At 53.6% G+C, this 15,345-nt stretch carries 19 protein-coding genes; 9 read left to right on the forward strand and 10 right to left on the reverse strand.

The features are described from left to right. Positions 1-36 precede the first annotated feature (36 nt). The 3 genes from ATG98_RS15980 to tnpC all read left to right on the forward strand — a co-directional run bounded on the left by ATG98_RS15980 (position 37) and on the right by tnpC (position 2,520). Positions 37-516 carry a hypothetical protein gene (locus ATG98_RS15980; protein WP_143751481.1) on the forward strand — a complete coding sequence of 160 codons (480 nt, stop codon included), beginning with the start codon at positions 37-39 and terminating at the stop codon, positions 514-516. Then, positions 513-833: an IS66 family insertion sequence element accessory protein TnpB gene (gene tnpB / locus ATG98_RS15985; RefSeq protein ID WP_018405611.1), complete on the forward strand. Its 321-nt coding sequence runs from the start codon at positions 513-515 to the stop codon at positions 831-833. Before ATG98_RS15980 ends, tnpB begins: the two co-directional genes overlap by 4 nt. A 64-nt stretch (positions 834-897) precedes the next feature. Then, positions 898-2,520 (forward strand): IS66 family transposase, encoded by a 1,623-nt coding sequence (gene tnpC / locus ATG98_RS15990; protein ID WP_098423810.1) that lies wholly within the window; start codon positions 898-900, stop codon positions 2,518-2,520. Positions 2,521-2,566: 46 nt separating this feature from the next. On the opposite strand, the gene ATG98_RS15995 is transcribed toward tnpC, so the two are convergent. The 4 genes from ATG98_RS15995 to ATG98_RS22480 form a co-directional block, all read right to left on the reverse strand. Then, on the reverse strand, positions 2,567-3,268 hold the full coding sequence (locus tag ATG98_RS15995; RefSeq protein WP_098423811.1) for a hypothetical protein: 702 nt from the start codon (positions 3,266-3,268) through the stop codon (positions 2,567-2,569). Between the two features lie 243 nt (positions 3,269-3,511). Beyond that, positions 3,512-4,363, reverse strand: coding sequence for a DUF6537 domain-containing protein (locus ATG98_RS22470; RefSeq protein ID WP_267283844.1), 852 nt, complete (start codon positions 4,361-4,363; stop codon positions 3,512-3,514). Next, the gene (locus ATG98_RS22475) at positions 4,282-5,043 is read right to left on the reverse strand and encodes a hypothetical protein (RefSeq protein ID WP_228706169.1); all 762 of its coding nucleotides are present in this window, start codon (positions 5,041-5,043) and stop codon (positions 4,282-4,284) included. The genes ATG98_RS22470 and ATG98_RS22475 overlap by 82 nt, the downstream gene beginning before the upstream one ends. A 15-nt stretch (positions 5,044-5,058) precedes the next feature. Continuing rightward, positions 5,059-5,421, reverse strand: coding sequence for a hypothetical protein (locus tag ATG98_RS22480; protein ID WP_228706170.1), 363 nt, complete (start codon positions 5,419-5,421; stop codon positions 5,059-5,061). A 401-nt stretch (positions 5,422-5,822) separates the two neighbouring features. On the opposite strand from ATG98_RS22480, the gene ATG98_RS16005 reads away from it, so the two are divergent. Both ATG98_RS16005 and ATG98_RS16010 read left to right on the forward strand, forming a co-directional pair. Beyond that, positions 5,823-6,278, forward strand: coding sequence for a CopD family protein (locus ATG98_RS16005; RefSeq protein WP_098418101.1), 456 nt, complete (start codon positions 5,823-5,825; stop codon positions 6,276-6,278). Positions 6,279-6,314: 36 nt separating this feature from the next. Then, positions 6,315-6,518 carry a hypothetical protein gene (locus ATG98_RS16010; RefSeq protein WP_098418102.1) on the forward strand — a complete coding sequence of 68 codons (204 nt, stop codon included), beginning with the start codon at positions 6,315-6,317 and terminating at the stop codon, positions 6,516-6,518. Here ATG98_RS16010 and ATG98_RS16015 read toward each other — a convergent pair. After that, entirely contained in the window at positions 6,515-6,847 is a 333-nt protein-coding gene (locus ATG98_RS16015) for an SMR family transporter (RefSeq protein WP_098418103.1), read from the reverse strand. The two genes, ATG98_RS16010 and ATG98_RS16015, sit on opposite strands and share 4 nt — an antisense overlap. A gap of 238 nt (positions 6,848-7,085) precedes the next feature. Between ATG98_RS16015 and ATG98_RS16020 the strand changes: the two genes are divergently transcribed. Beyond that, complete coding sequence (locus ATG98_RS16020) at positions 7,086-7,781, forward strand: c-type cytochrome (protein WP_218925875.1); 696 nt, start codon at positions 7,086-7,088, stop codon at positions 7,779-7,781. Further along, complete coding sequence (locus ATG98_RS16025; protein ID WP_218925876.1) at positions 7,781-8,740, forward strand: c-type cytochrome; 960 nt, start codon at positions 7,781-7,783, stop codon at positions 8,738-8,740. The genes ATG98_RS16020 and ATG98_RS16025 overlap by 1 nt, the downstream gene beginning before the upstream one ends. Positions 8,741-8,802: 62 nt before the next feature. On the opposite strand, the gene ATG98_RS16030 is transcribed toward ATG98_RS16025, so the two are convergent. Beyond that, complete coding sequence (locus ATG98_RS16030; RefSeq protein ID WP_098423812.1) at positions 8,803-9,174, reverse strand: YajD family HNH nuclease; 372 nt, start codon at positions 9,172-9,174, stop codon at positions 8,803-8,805. Between the two features lie 278 nt (positions 9,175-9,452). Between ATG98_RS16030 and ATG98_RS16035 the strand changes: the two genes are divergently transcribed. Further along, complete coding sequence (locus tag ATG98_RS16035; RefSeq protein WP_228706278.1) at positions 9,453-9,956, forward strand: ferritin-like domain-containing protein; 504 nt, start codon at positions 9,453-9,455, stop codon at positions 9,954-9,956. 138 nt (positions 9,957-10,094) lie between these two features. Here the strand turns inward: ATG98_RS16035 and ATG98_RS16040 are convergent, their stop codons facing one another. Together ATG98_RS16040 and ATG98_RS16045 are read right to left on the reverse strand one after the other, a co-directional pair. Continuing rightward, the gene (locus ATG98_RS16040; RefSeq protein WP_218925877.1) at positions 10,095-10,628 is read right to left on the reverse strand and encodes a fasciclin domain-containing protein; all 534 of its coding nucleotides are present in this window, start codon (positions 10,626-10,628) and stop codon (positions 10,095-10,097) included. Between the two features lie 167 nt (positions 10,629-10,795). Beyond that, the gene (locus tag ATG98_RS16045) at positions 10,796-12,976 is read right to left on the reverse strand and encodes an OsmC domain/YcaO domain-containing protein (protein WP_098423814.1); all 2,181 of its coding nucleotides are present in this window, start codon (positions 12,974-12,976) and stop codon (positions 10,796-10,798) included. A gap of 152 nt (positions 12,977-13,128) precedes the next feature. Here ATG98_RS16045 and ATG98_RS16050 point away from each other — a divergent pair, with 152 nt between their 5' ends. After that, positions 13,129-13,758, forward strand: coding sequence for a DNA-3-methyladenine glycosylase I (locus ATG98_RS16050; protein ID WP_218925878.1), 630 nt, complete (start codon positions 13,129-13,131; stop codon positions 13,756-13,758). Here the strand turns inward: ATG98_RS16050 and ATG98_RS16055 are convergent. Beyond that, a complete protein-coding gene (locus tag ATG98_RS16055; protein WP_098423815.1) occupies positions 13,736-14,497 on the reverse strand; it encodes a DeoR/GlpR family DNA-binding transcription regulator in 762 nt (253 codons plus the stop codon). The genes ATG98_RS16050 and ATG98_RS16055 overlap by 23 nt on opposite strands. Before the next feature lie 36 nt (positions 14,498-14,533). Beyond that, positions 14,534-15,343 (reverse strand): HAD-IIB family hydrolase, encoded by an 810-nt coding sequence (locus tag ATG98_RS16060; RefSeq protein ID WP_098423816.1) that lies wholly within the window; start codon positions 15,341-15,343, stop codon positions 14,534-14,536. Positions 15,344-15,345: the final 2 nt, after the last annotated feature.

A 15,345-nucleotide genomic window follows, 5' to 3' on the forward strand; every position in this document is an offset into this window, starting at 1 on the left:
ATAGCGCAACTTCCTGCTGAGCTTCTGATTCAATGAATGCCTCAACCCTATCAGGAGGCAGTCATGATTCCACTAACCCCCGTCAACGATACCGTTCAGCTCCAGAGGCGGCTCGATTCGCTGGCCGCAGACTTCACGCGCTGGCGTGCGCAACGACCACACCAGCGGGCTGCCGTGCCTCAGTCACTGCGCGACAGGGCCGTCGCGCTGGCACTGGCATCCTCGCGGGTCTGTGTCAGCAAGGCGCTCGGCGTCAGCTACACCATGCTGAGTGCCTGGTCACCGAAACTGCAGGCGCAGGCCACGACACGTCGGCGTGGTACTTCACACCCATCGACTTCCACTGGCGCCGCAGCGCCAACTTTCGTGCCACTTGAACAGACTGTCGCCGATGCCGCCCTGCCAACCTTCACCCTCTCGACCTCATCAGGGCAACGGCTGACCATCGAAGGCGCCTGCAGTCCTGCTCAGGTGAGTGCGCTGGTACTGGCGCTCTGCGCCACGGAGGCCGCATGATCCTGCTGACCAGCTCGAGCCGCATCCTGCTGGCAGCGCAGCCGGCTGACTTTCGTCGCGGCATCGATGGCTTCGTGGCCCTGTGCCGTGATCAGCTCAGACAAGACCCCCGCGGTGATACCCGCTTCGTCTTCACCAACAAAAGCCGCACCATGGTCCGCGTGCTCTGCTATGACGGCAGCGGGTTCTGGCTCATGACCAAACGCCTCTCGCAAGGCCGCTTTACCCGCTGGCCGGCCGCAGGCAGTGCGCTGACCGTGCTGGAGGCGGCGCAGCTGCGGCAGTGGCTGCGTGGCCCTGTCGAGAAATTATCTTGAAAACGTTCGAAAACTCAGTAGGCTATGCCAACATCTTCAAACAGACTCACAACAGGAACAGATCATGGCTGCCAGTGCCACAACACTGACCGAAGCGCAGGTAGAAGCGCTGACCACGCGCGTGCAGCATGCGCTGGATCATGATCTGGCCCTACCACCCGAAGATGTCAGGCTGCTGCTCGATGCGCTGATGACGCTGGCGAAGCTGCAGGCTGGCATCAAGTCCAGGAGAGTCGGCCTGCACAAGCTGCGGAAGCTGGCCGGCCTGGTCGATGCTTCAGAAAAGCTCAGCAGTCTGCTGGGCACCGCCACTGGGAAGAGCGGATCACGCAAAGCCTCATCACGCAGTCCGGCCACCTCGGCCGAACCACCGGCTGTCGAGGCGGTGCCACCGACGGTCGAACATCATGCGCTCGAAGACGTCAGCAAGGGCGACGACTGCCCTGAATGCGAGACCGGCAAGCTCTACAAGTACGATCCGGCCAGCTTCGTCCGCATTGAGAGTCAGCCACCGTTTAATGCCGTGCAGCACGTGGCCGAGCGCCTGCGCTGCAACGCCTGCGGTGTCTTCATCACGGCCACACTGCCAGACTCTGTTCTGCAGGACGGCGGGCGAGGCCAGAAGTACGGCTACGGCGCCAGAGCCCTGATGGCCATGAACAAGTACTTCGCCGGCCACCCGTTTTACCGTCAGGGCACCCTGAATCAGCTCCTGGGCGTGCCAATGACAGCCTCGACGATCTTCGATCAGTGCGAGCATCTGGCCAATGATCTCAAGCCGGTGCATGACACCCTGCTCAAGCTGGCCGCCGACGCCTGGCTGTATCATATCGACGATACCGGGAACCGGATACTGGATCAGAAGCCGGTCATGAAACGCAGTCGCCATGACGGCCGTGAGCGACTGCGCTCCGGCATTCATACCTCCGGCATGATTGCCGAGCAAGGTGACGGTCCGCCCCTGGTGCTGTACCAGACATCGCTCAGCCATGCCGGTGAATTACTGGACGATGTCCTGCGCCTGCGCAGTGACGGCAGCCCGCCGCCGCTGGTGATGAGTGATGCGCTCTCATCCAATCATGTCAGCCGCACCCCGCTGCGCATCGCCCTGTGCAATGCACACGGCCGGCGCAACTTTGCTGATCTGGTGGTGCACTTTCCTGAAGAGGCGGAGGCGGTACTGACGCGTTACCAGCTGATCTGGCAACACGACACTGAAGCGACTGAGCAGCAGATGACGGCCGCGCAGCGGCTGGCCCATCACCGCAAGCACTCACTTCCGGTGATGGAAGACATCCGCCGCTATGGCGCAGACCGGCTGGCTGCGAACGCGGCTGAAGCCAACAGCAGCTTTGGCCAGGCGGTCAACTACTTCAACAAGCACTTCGACGGACTCAGCGCGTTCTGCCGCCAGGAGGGGGCACCGCTCGACAACAATCGCATGGAGCGTGGTCTCAAGCTGCCGATCCGCAATCGCAAGAACGCCATGTTCTTCAAGAGCGCCGCCGGTGCGGCCATCGCCGATGTGATCACCTCAGTGATTGCAACCTGTGCCGCAGCCGGGATCAATCCGCTGACCTATCTGCGCAGCGTCCAGCGTCATGCCAGCGAAGCCAGGCAAAGCCCGCAGAGCTGGTTGCCGTGGACCTATCAAAGCCACAGCAGTCAAGACGTCAAGGCCGCCTGAGCACGCCCTCCAGGTAGGTCTAGCACAAGCGTAGCGCGAAGTTGCGCTATGCTGCCGTAAGGTCACTGTAGTTCGAGATATTGAAAACCCAAGAGGCATCTACACCTCCGCCATCAAGGGTGATGGTTTTGCCGGCAGCAACCGTTAGATAATCTGCGACACTGTAGATGCCAGCTTCGAGCAGTTCGTCGTTTGTCCCGAAACCGACGGCTAGTTGCGTCCCTTGTCCGAGATTTTTGAGCGTTTGTTGGGCAGACTCAATATTTTCCGTCTGAATGATTACTTTGGGAGCGCTATACCCAGGTTCCATTGTAAGGTCTTGTGTCGTGTTATTTACGGTAGCGGTGAGATCTATTGTTGTAGTCGTTCCGCTCTCAACACTGCCCGCGACACTGGCCGAATTGCCGAAGCTTGCGTAGGTTCCTGTTTTAATGTCGCCGCTGAGCCCGGCACCTGCGCCAGCGCTTGTGTATGTGCCACTTTTAATATTGCCTTTGACCGCTCCCGAGGCGCCGATAGATGCGAAGGTTCCAGCCTCAATATTACCGCCAGCAATTGAACCCGCACCTGTTGATATCGCGCCGGGGCTCTGCATATTGCCACCGGCGGTTGCCCATGCACCTACGGTTACGTAAACATTGGCATAAATCGACTGGTTATTTAGCTCAGCATTTAACAAGGGCATCGCTTGTGCGCTAGACGCTGCAGCGATGATCGAAATAAAGAGTAGTGATTTAGTGTGTTTCATGGAGGTCCTTTTTCATAATATCCATTGAAAAAATAACACTGCAAGTGAGCCAAAAACCTAGAAGCCATGATTAGTGCTTTTTTGAAACTAGTAGAATTTTCACCTATTTGGCCCTTATTTTTATTAATGCATTTATCATGCCATTATATTTAATATAAATATAAATCATGAGTTTGGAATTATATATTAAATTTACCGCCAATGGATTTGTAAAATAAGCTGACGTTATTTTGGTGGATCTGATTACTGTGCGTCGGTACCTCGGTTCATGATGGGCGGGGCCAGGTGAAAATGAACCTTAAAGTCGCCTTCGAAGGTGTTGTTCACTTCCTTCATAAAGTCGGTTTCAGCAAACAGGCGAGCCACTTCGTATTCGTCTTTAAAGGCCATAAGCCGATAAAGTTGCTGGGCTATGGCCTGTGTCAGCAAGTGGTTGGTTTGGCCCAGGGCGTCTTCTGCGTCGTTTACTTGCTTTACCAAAGAGGCATAGCGGTCAGCCCAGCGCCGGTTTTGATAATTCACCAGATGCTGGTGACGAATGTTGATTATTTCGTCCGGGCTCTGAGCCGGTTTCACGTCTTCTACCCGAGCCTCGCCGGTGTTCAGCAGGTCGGTAATGGCCTTCAAATCTGTTGCGGCTACGCGACCCCAGCCAAAGGCTTCCTTATTGCGGTCAATCGCGACGCCATTCAGCTCAATGGCTTTTATCAACGAGGCCTGTGACAGAGACAGAAGCCCTCTCTGCCAGGCAAAGCCCAGCATCATAACGTTGGAAAACACGGTGTCTCCCATCAGCTTTTCAGCAATGCCATTGGCATTCAGTCGCGCGAAATTGTCGTCACCAACGGCATTGCGAATCAGATCGAGGCGCGTATCGGCCTGCATGTCCGCATCCCGGAACAGCACGTAATCTGCGGTGGGCAGTTCTGCGTCGTTGGCCACCACACGGGTGTAAAGGGGTTTCAGAACGTTCAGTGCCTTCTGGGACGAAGCCACTACCAGGTCGCACGCGATCACCGCATCGGCCTCAGCGTTACTGATGCGAACTTGGTGCAGTTTGTCTGGCGATGGCGCCATGCGAACATAACTGAGCACCGTGCCGCCTTTCTGGGCGAAGCCGGTAAAATCCAACACCGAGGTACCCAAGCCTTCAGATGGGCTGCCATAGTGATGAGCTGGCCCACGGTTACGACGCCTGTGCCGCCCACACCATCCACCAACAGGTCATAGGAACCGGTCAGCGCAGGCAAAACTGGCGCCGGAATAGTGGTAAGTTTGCCCGTAAGCACAGAGCCTGTGTCTGTACCGCGAGATTTGCGCAGCTGGCCACCCTCGATGGTTACAAAGCTTGGGCAAAAGCCATTCAGGCAGGAGAAATCCTTGTTACAGGAAGACTGGTCAATCTTGCGTTTGCGGCCCAGCTCTGTTTGGCGCGGCACCACCGAAAGACAGTTCGATTGCACAGAACAGTCGCCGCAACCTTCACACACGTGATGATTGATAAACACCCGCTTGGCGGGATCCGGGTAAAGGTTGCGCTTACGCCTGCGACGCTTCTCTGCGGCGCAGGTCTGATCGTAAATCAGCACGGTGCAGCCCGGAATGTCACGCAGCTCCTTTTGAACGTTATCCAGCTCTGAGCGATCATGAAAGCTTACATCAGCCGGGAACAGATGCTTGTTACCATCGTACTTTTCCGGTTCGTCACTGAGCACAACAACCCGGCCAGCGCCTTGCTGCCTTCCGGCACTTTGGTCGAGGTGTTGTGGGGGCATCCCAGTTCGTCCTGTTTACCAGTGATTAGAACGTCGCCGGGGTGATCCGGTTCCGACATGGCTTTTGATCTGGCTTTCGATAATGCCGCGCTTTTCCTCGACAACAAGCACTTCTTCCTTGTCGTGAACAAACTTGAGAATACCGCTCCGTTCAAGTGGCCAGACCAAGCCCACTTTGTAGATATCGAGCCCCATGTCCCTGGCATGAGCTTCATCAATGCCGAGCAGATCAAGCGCTTCCAGCAGATCCAGATGCCCTTTTCCGGTGGTGACTACTCCAAAACATGCGTTTGGCTCGTTAAACAGGCAGCGGTCGATAGGATTCGCTCGGGCAAAAGCTTGCACAGCCGCCAGTTTATGTTCAATACGGGTTTCCAACTGAGGCCCCGGTAGCCACTTACCAAACTGGCCGCTTTGAGCCCAAGTTTGCGGTCCAGCGCTGCCTGGGTCAGAAGTATGCGCACCAGGGCCTGGGTTCCGGTCAGGAATACCCGCCCGGACTCTCGCAGGTAGCGGTCTTCAAGTTGGTAATTGTCGAGCTTCGGGCCGCCGGTTTCGGTGCGCTTGCCTTGAGAGGGTCGGGGGCGAGAATTGTCAGCAGGCATACGATCCTCTTCTTCTATTTATTTTATAATCAAAAGTATAGAAGAGAATTCAGCAAATGAGTTGGTAAATAGACGTCTGTTACGTGCTTAAAACTGAGGAATATGGGGGTGCCGGTCGTGTTTGTCGGGCCGTTCGTGTAAATTCAGGTACGAATTACATCAAAGGAAAATGTTATGGGTCTGGCTATTGCGTTGCATGCGTTGTCCGCTGTTATTTGGGTTGGCGGTATGTTTTTTGCCTACATGGCGATGCGCCCAGCTGTAGGTGCGGTAATCGAAGCGGGAAAGCGCAGTGAACTTTGGTGTCAAACGCTTACCCGGTTTTTCCGTTGGGTCTGGTTGGCGATAGTGCTCTTGCTGATCACCGGATACTGGATGATTTTCAAGGGATTTGGTGGCATGGCCGGGGCAGGGTGGCACATTCATGCAATGCAGATGCTTGGCCTGATCATGATGCTGCTGTTTCTTCACCTCTACTTCGCTCCGTTCCGCCGTTTGAAACTGGCCGTTGCCGCCAGCGATCCCGAGGAAGGCGGGCGTCAGGTCGGCAAGATTCGTAGGCTCGTTGGCATTAATTTAATCATTGGGCTGGTGGTGGTGGCTATCGGTTCTGCAGGGCGCTATCTGTAAACAGAGATAAAAAAGACTGGAAACACTGACACTGTAATGGACACCACACATCTGATTCTGGGGCTAATTTTCAGCTCCATTGGCATCGGCTATTTCATTTACGGCCGCAAACAATCGAATATTGTAACGCGATATTGTGGTATCGCGTTGGTTCTTTACCCATACTTGGTAACAGACACGTTTGCGTTGGTTGCAGTGGGTGTCGGGTTGATGCTGGTTCCAAAATTCGTTGAAATTTAATGCGCAGTCGCGTTGGAAAACACATTAATAACAACCACGCCCGCAACAATAAGCCCCATCCCGAAAACGCTTGCCATGTCTAATTTCTGACCAAGCGCCAACCAGCCGATCAGTGATATTAGAACGATTCCTGAGCCAGACCAGATGGCATAAGCTATGCCCACAGGAATCGTTTTCAGGGTCAGCGACAGAAAATAGAAAGCGACGCCGTATCCGATAACCACCATCACACTTGGAAGCATTTTGGTAAAGCCTTCGCTCGATTTCAGGCTGGAAGTCGCAATCACTTCCGCAATAATAGCGATGCCCAGAAATAGCCAGTTTTTCATCTAAAAACTCTTATTAAAAATAGTAGATTGGAAGACCCTTCGCAAGAAGCTGGGAAAACAATTTTTAGTCTCAATCACCAGCGTGCGCTCAAAATAGCGGCCTTTGCGTTTTACGCTATACTTATTTTACTCAGGCAGCATTTTTTTCTATAAAAAATGAACTCATCACGGTCTTTTTTCCCTGAGCTCAAGTAACAGCGCCTTGAGGTGCACCCCCAATAATACTCGGAGTATACCCATGACGAAAACGATGAGAGGGGCTTCATTTCTGCTCGCAACCTTCGGTTTCGGTGCGCTGAACGTGAGTGTTGCAATGGCAGCGGACGACCTGAATCGAGGAAAAATCATTGCCACTCAGGGCAATGGTGCCGGCGCTCTGGCATGTATGGCTTGCCATGGCCCGGATGGCAAAGGCAACAGCGCAGCCGGCTTTCCCAGTATTGCCGGATTGAATGCTGAATACCTGGGCAAACAGTTGCATGACTACGCCAGCGGGCTGCGTCAAAATGTCATCATGCAGCCGTTTGCAAATGCTCTGACAGAAGACGACATCCAGAGCGTTACAGCCTACTACGAAAGCCTTCAGCCCTTGGCGACAGCCATTACCTATCAGGTGCCTGCTCAAGATCGTCAGGGTGAATGGTTGGCAATGCGGGGCGACTGGAGCAACGATATACCGGCTTGTAACCAATGCCACGGCCCCAACGGCATGGGAGTGGGTAGCGCATTTCCGGCTCTTGCAGGCCAGCATGCCGGTTATCTGAAAACGCAGCTGAATGCGTGGCGTAGTGGTACTCGTAATAATGACCCCAACCAACTAATGAAAGGTATTGCGAAGCGCCTGAGTGAGCAACAGATCATTGCTATCACCGAATACTACGCAACTCTGCCTGAGCAGCTGGCTGCGCAGTCCAAGCAAAAGGAGAGCCACTGATGAACCTGTGGAAATCGTCACTGTTCGTGGTTGGTAGTGCCTTTTTTGTCTTTGCCGCACCTGCCCTGGTTCAGGCTGCAGAGCCAGAGATGGACTACCAGAAGCCATTACCCGCAGCGCCCGCTGGTGAGGCGACGTTTCAGCCACCGCAAGAGCGGGATATTCCAGACACCCCTTACGGAGATATGGTTCGTCATGGGCAAGATCTGTTTGTAAATACCCAACAGTTGCGCGGAAAATCTGTGTTCAACGGCCAAAACTGCGTTAATTGCCATCTGGATGCCGGGCGACTTGCCAGCTCTGCCCCTATGTGGGGTGCATTCGGAATGTACCCTGCCTATCGTAGCAAGAATGACAAAGTGAATACGCTCACAGAGCGACTTCAAGGCTGCTTTACCTATTCCATGAACGGCGTGGCGCCAGAGCAAGGTAGTGACACCCTCGTCGCGATGGAAACCTATTTTCATTGGCTCTCAACCGGCGCGCCTATTAACCAGGCTCTGCCAGGCCGTGGTTACGTCAAGCTTGAAACACCAGAAGGTGGCCATGACCGAGAACGTGGCGCTGCGGTTTATACCGAGCAGTGCTCCATTTGCCATGGCGAAAACGGGGAAGGGCAAAAGGTAGCAGGGCAGGTTGTTTTTCCACCTTTGTGGGGTGATGGCGCCTATAACTGGGGCGCGGGCATGCACCGGGTGAATACGGCAGCCGGCTTTATAAAGGCCAACATGCCACTGGGCAAACCCAACTCCCTGAGCGATCAGGAGGCTTGGGATGTGGCAGCGTTCGTTAACAGTCACGAACGCCCTCAAGACCCACGTCGCCGGCAGCAGAGCTCACTGGATGTAACCGCAAGCACCTTTCATAACCACGATGGCTTTTACGGAAAGTCCGTAAACGGCAAGCGCCTGGGTGATCACGACAACTACGGTGAAAACCCTGAGGTTGCCAGTCAGTAAAGACAAAACGCCGTCAAACACAACCGTTGACGGCGTTTTGTCATAGGTTTTGGCCTTGGCTATTAGCTTTTCTTTTCAAGCGCGTTTTTCAGCCCAGCAAACGGACTGTGCGTAGCCGCTTCGCGCCTTTTTTCACCGCCGCCGCCGTAGCGCACGAAATCCTCGAATTTACTGTGTTCATTGTCGTGGCAGTAAACGCACAATAATTCCCAGTTACTGCCATCGGGGGGATTGTTGTCGTGGTCATGGTCGCGATGATGCACCGTCAGTTCGCGCAAATTGGCGCGGGTAAACTCACGGGTGCAGCGCCCGCATATCCACGGGTACATTTTTAGGGATTTTTCGCGATAGCCGCCTTCGCGCTTTGCGATATACTCACGCTGCTCAGCCAGAATCTTATCCAGTTTGCTTGTGTCGCCGACGTTCTGGCTCATGGGTGTTTCCTCGGTGCGGTAGACTTGATTTCGTGTTGGAGGGTCAGGATACCTTACAGAAAGGTTAGGCGGCATAATGGCTTCACCGTTTGAACTCATCTCAACTTTTAGCTACCGTATTATACAGGCGCAAATTGATGCATGGCCGGGAGCTTACGGTAAATCCTACGTATTGTTTTTCAAATGTCTCAATTTGTTTGGGTAAAATACAGTGGAGCATAGCCGTGGCTAATCAACCATTTCTCACCGATATCAAAATCATTCGCGAACGCGCTCGCATGCACATTGAACAAGGCGCCGTTACCGAAGGCTACATGGCAGATCGTGAAAACGTCATCAACCTGCTCAACGCGGCCCTGGCTACTGAAATTGTTTGCGTACTGCGCTATAAACGCCACTACTACATGGCAGACGGCTTGAGCGCGAGCATCGCCAAGGCAGAGTTTCTGGAACACGCCCAACAAGAGCAGCAACACGCGGACTGGTTGGCCGAGCGTATCGTACAGCTAGGTGGAGCGCCGAACTTTTCGCCTGAGGGCTTGCTAAGCCGCTCGCACGCAGAATACGTCGAGGGCGAAACTCTACGGGAAATGATAAAAGAAGATTTGATCGCCGAACGTATTGCTATCGACAGTTACCGCGAAATTGCGAGTTATCTGGGGGAGAAAGATCCCACATCCCGACGTATTATTGAAGATATCCTGGCTCAGGAAGAAGAGCATGCCGATGATATGGCGGGTTTGCTTAAAGGGTTGGATCAAATGCAGGGCAGCGGCGGTTAAAGTGCCGGCTTTGGTGTACTAACAACATCAAACGGATTGCTACGGCTATGGCTGTCGCGTTGCACGTTTTATCAACGTAGTCTTTGAACATAAAAAAACGGCCCCGCGGGGCCGCTTAGAAAGCTTAATAGCAGAGTATTACATTCCCGGCATGAGCACTGTATCGATTACGTGCACAACACCGTTGGACTGTACAACGTCGGCCTGAATAACCGTCGCCACATTGCCCTGGCTATCTTCGACCATCAGCTTGCCGCCTTTGGTGGTAAGCTTGAGTTTTCCACCCTGAACCGTTGGGGCGGGGTGCATTCCGCCATCGTCTTCTACCATTTTCATGGCGGCCATTGAGCTCGCATTAGCTGGCACCACGTGATAAGTCAGTATCGATTGAAGCTTTGCTTTGTTCTCCGGCTTCAACAGCTCTTCAACGGTGCCTGCTGGCAGTTTTTCAAAAGCAGCGTTTGTCGGCGCAAATACTGTAAACGGACCTTTGCCGGAAAGTGTTTCTGCCAATCCTGCAGCTTTGACAGCGGCAACCAGCGTCGTTAGGTTTGCAGCATTTGATGCATTCTCAACAACGGTCTTGTCGGGATACATTTCGGCGCCACCAGCCATGGGGCTGTCACCAGCAGCTACATAACCCGCCAGCCCGGTGCCTGCGACAAAGATCATGGACGCCATCAACGTTTTCAGATTACCTATGTTTTTCATTATTTATTCCTCAGCGTTTACAGTTTGAATACACATAGGTAAAACGCGTCGACGTCTGGTTTAGATGCAGTTGCTGAAAAATAAAGTTGATGCACTGACACTGGTTCCGTGACGCACTCAGGTGTCATTCAAACTCTGGCGGCTCGTGCTGCGTGCAGCTTTTTATAACTTTCAATCAGCCGCAGATGTTTGTCCAGGCCTTCCAGCTGCATGTTGGTTGGGGTAAGGCCGTAAAAGCGCAGGTCGCCATTCACCGAACCTACCACCGCGTCCATGGTCTGTTCACCGTACAGTCGCTTGAGATTAAATAGGTAATCACTCAGCTCAAGTTCGTCATCGATAACAATTTCCAGCACCGCGTTCACCGCCCGATAAAACAACCCGCGTTCCACGGTATTGTCATTGAACTGGATAAAGGTTTCGACCCGTTCAAGGGCGTCTTCGTACTGTTCCAGAGCCAGGTTGATCAGCAGCTTTAACTCCAGAATGGTGAGCTGGCCCCAGACCGTGTTCTCGTCGAATTCAATACCGATCAAGGTAATGATGTCCGTGTAATCGTCGATCTGGCTTTCTTCCAGGCGCTCCACCAGGGCATTCAGCTGGTTGTCATTCAAAGAGTGGAGGTTGAGAATGTCTTCGCGATAATCCAGGGCCCGATTGGTGTTGTCCCAGATCAGATCTTCTATCTGGTAAACCTCGGAATAGTCAGGCACCAGCATGCGGCAGACCGGGGCGCCCAAGTCTTCATACACCGCTGTATACACTTCTTTGCCCAGGTCTTTGATGATGTTGAACAGGTAGGCGGCTTCTTCTTCGTTGGTGCCCGAGAAATCCCACTCGTTAAACTCAAAATCCGCTTTGGCGCTGAAGAAACGCCAGGAGATTACACCGCTGGAATCAATGAAGTGTTCTACGTAATTGTTGGGCTCGGTGATCGCAAGGCTGTTGAACGTCGGGGGCGGGAAATCGTTCAGACCTTCAAAGCTGCGGCCCTGCATCAACTCGGTGAGGCTGCGTTCCAGCGCCACTTCCAGAGTCGGATGCGCACCGAAAGAGGCAAAAACGCCAGAAGTTTTCGGATTCATCAACGCGACACAAGCCACCGGAAACTGGCCCCCAAGGGAGGCGTCTTTGACCAACACCGGATATCCCTGTGCTTCCAGCGCCCGAACGCCTTCCAGAATGTTGGGGTATTTTTCCAATACGTGTAGGGGCACATCCGGCAGTGCAAGTTCTTCCTGAATGATCCGTTTTTTGACCGCCCGCTCAAAAATCTCTGACAGGCACTGAACTTGCGCCTCAAACAGGGTGTTACCCGCACTCATGCCGTTGCTCAGGAAAAGGTTCTCAATCAGATTGCTGGGGAAGTGCACCGTTTCGCCGTCTGAATGGCGCACAAAGGGCAGCGCGCAGATTCCGCGCTCTGCGTTGCCGGAGTTAGTGTCAATCAGGTTAGAACCGCACAGTTCATCATCCGGGTTGTAGATGGCCAGGCAGTGTTCATCCAGAATGCCCTGTGGCAGTTCGTCATTGGGCCCTGGCTTGAACCAGCGTTCATTGGGGTAATGAACAAACTCGCTGTTGGCGATTTCTTCGCCAAAAAACTGATCGTTATAGAAGAAGTTGCAGTTCAGACGCTCAATAAACTCGCCCAGCGCCGAGCACAGGGCGCTTTCTTTTGTTGAGCCTTTACCATTGGTAAAGCACATGGGTGAGGCCGCGTCGCGAATGTGCAGTGACCAAACGTGAGGCACAATATTGCGCCAGGATGCGATTTCAATCTTCATGCCCAGATCCGCCAGAATGGCGGTCATGTTGGCGATGGTTTGCTCAACGGGCAGGTCTTTACCTAAAATATAAGTGCTGGCGTCGCCTTCTGGCTTCGCCATCAGCAGGGCCTGGGCGTCTTCATCCAGGCTGTCTACGATTTCAATCTGGAATTCAGGGCCGGTTTGCACCACCTTTTTGACCGTGCAGCGGTCGATAGAGCGCACAATGCCCTGGCGATCTTTGTCAGAAATGTTTTCTGGCAGCTCAACCTGAATTTTGAAAATCTGGTTATAGCGGTTCTCGGGATCCACAATGTTGTTTTGCGACAGGCGGATATTGTCGGTTGGAATGTTCCGCGCTATGCAATACACCCGCACAAAATAGGCCGCACACAACGCCGATGACGCCAAAAAGTAGTCAAAAGGGCCGGGCGCTGAACCGTCGCCTTTATAACGAATAGGCTGGTCAGCAATCACCGAGAAGTCGTCAAATTTGGCTTCAATGCGGAGGTTGTCGAGAAAATTGACGTTGATTTCCATTGCGAGAGTACCGATTTGTAGAATTTGGCGCTTTATGGCCTTAGATTGCGGCTATTATCCAGTTTTTGACGCCGAACGTCTTTCAATTCGGTGAAAGTTAACCATCGCTAACAGAGAATGGTAGGACACAAGATAATGGGATGGACTAAAAAATGGAGGATGACCGTATTAGCGCGACGATAGAAGGGCCTGAGAGGAAACCGCGTTGCCGTTGGTGTGGCACAGTACCGGAGCTGCGTGTTTATCACGACACCGAATGGGGCTTTCCCGTGGGTGATGATGTTCGTTTGTTTGAAAAATTGAGTCTTGAAGGCTTTCAGTCCGGATTGAGTTGGCGCACCATTCTGGCGAAGCGCGAGAATTTCCGTGCGGCCTTCCATCATTTCGATTTCAACAAAATCGCATGCTTCGACGAGTGCAGTGTCGAACGTTTAATGATGGATGAAGGCATTATTCGGCATCGCGGCAAGATTGAGGCCGTGATCAACAATGCGCGACTGGCGAAAAAGCTCGTCGAGCAGGGGAGTTCCCTGGCCGCTTTCGTATGGCGTTTTGAGCCTGACGCAAAGCCGCCCGCGGATCTACAAACAGTATCAACTTCCGCGGAATCCATCGCCTTGGCGAAGGCGCTTAAGAAGCTGGGGTGGCAGTTCATCGGACCAACCACGGCTTACGCCTTTATGCAGTCAATGGGGTTGATCAACGACCACGCCGCGGATTGCGTTATTCGGGCCAGCGTAGAGCAAGCGCGTGAACATTTTACTCTTCGTCACATTCGATGATGTTTACCGAGTCTGGCAGGCCATCCCGTTGCGGGTTGGGGATGTGGTCGGTGTATAAGCGATCAACATACTTGAATGAGGCAACTTTGCAGTATGAACTCAGAGTCCATTTGCTGTGATCGGCCACCAGCAGACGGCCCCGGGTATTGCTTATTATTGCCCGGCTAACTTCGGCCTCACGGATATCGTGGTCCATCAAGCCGTGTTGAAGATCCATGCTGCCAGTACTGATGATGCCAAAGTCGGTGACGAAGGAACTGAAGAAATGAGTGACTTCGGGCCCGACCACGTCTTGGTCTTTATGCCGATACTGCCCGCCAGAAACAATAACGTCGATATTGGGGTTCACTGAGAGCGCTGCTGCTACGCGCAAGTTGTTGGTTAAAATCTTAAGCGACCGGTGATGGATCAGCGCTTGCGCCACCTGTTCAATGGTACTGCCGACACCAAGGCTAACGGTGGCCCCATCCGGAATATCCGCTGCCACACGCTCGGCCATGCGCTGTTTGGCCTTTAGGTTGCGCACCTGGGCGTCGTCAAAAAGGTGTGCGACCGCGCTGGCGGGTAAACTGACGCCACCGTAACGACGGCGCAACAAGCCTTGCTCGCAAAGCTTGTTGATGTCGCGACGGATGGTTTGAGTAGTAACGCCAAAGCGCTGTGCAATGTCTTCAACTTCGACATGCTCCTGCTCGTGCACCCATTCTATAATGCTGTGCTGCCGCTCTTTGGCGCCCATCAGTTTACAGTCACGGTCAGTTGATTCATGTTGTGGCTATGAGCGGCGAGTGTCGGCCTGGCTTAGCCCAGACGCAGTGCGTTGCTGCAGCCAGGCATCTGCCATTTCGGCGAACCCCAGCCCGGAAGGCTGGCTGGCGATTGCGGCTGGTTGGTGGGTCATGACTGGCAGGTGCTTGCGAATGTTTGCCACACCAATACTCACCGGGAAGTTGCGGAACATACACTCGTCATTGGGCGCATCTCCGATAAACACAGAGCGCTGCTGCAATGCCTTGGAATCCAGGCCTAGTAAATCACGGCCTACCCGCATGGCCATGGTGGATTTATCAAAGTCGCCCCGCCAGATGTTGATGTGAATCGAGCTTTCCCGAACATTGAATCCCTGCACTTTAAGAGCGTCGTGAATCTTCGCCACCTGTTGCGGATTTAAAGATTCTTGTTGGTTATAGTCCACCGCCACATCCACAGTACGAAAGGCCTGGTCGCCGGCCAGTTTCGGTACGAAGTCCAACTTCAGCGCAGCAACAGCCGCCAATATGCGGGCTTGGTCTTCGCGATGGGACAGTTCGTTATCCCAGTAGTGCCAACGAACGGTCATGGGGGCTGTGCGTTCTGCGTAAAAGGCACCGCCTTCACCAATCACGGCGGTTACCGGCCAGGTTCGAATGATTTGATCACACCAGCCAGCGCAGCCTCCGGTGACCGGAATCACTTTGATGCCCGCCGCCGCCAGTTTACAAATCGCGAGATAGGTCTCTGGCAGCAGCTGGCCGGCGGTGGTCAGTGTGTCGTCCACATCGGTGAACAGAATGTCGGCGTTACCAAACTCAAAATTCTTCAACATAT

This window comes from Marinobacter sp. LV10R520-4, assembly GCF_002563815.1.
GTDB lineage: Bacteria > Pseudomonadota > Gammaproteobacteria > Pseudomonadales > Oleiphilaceae > Marinobacter.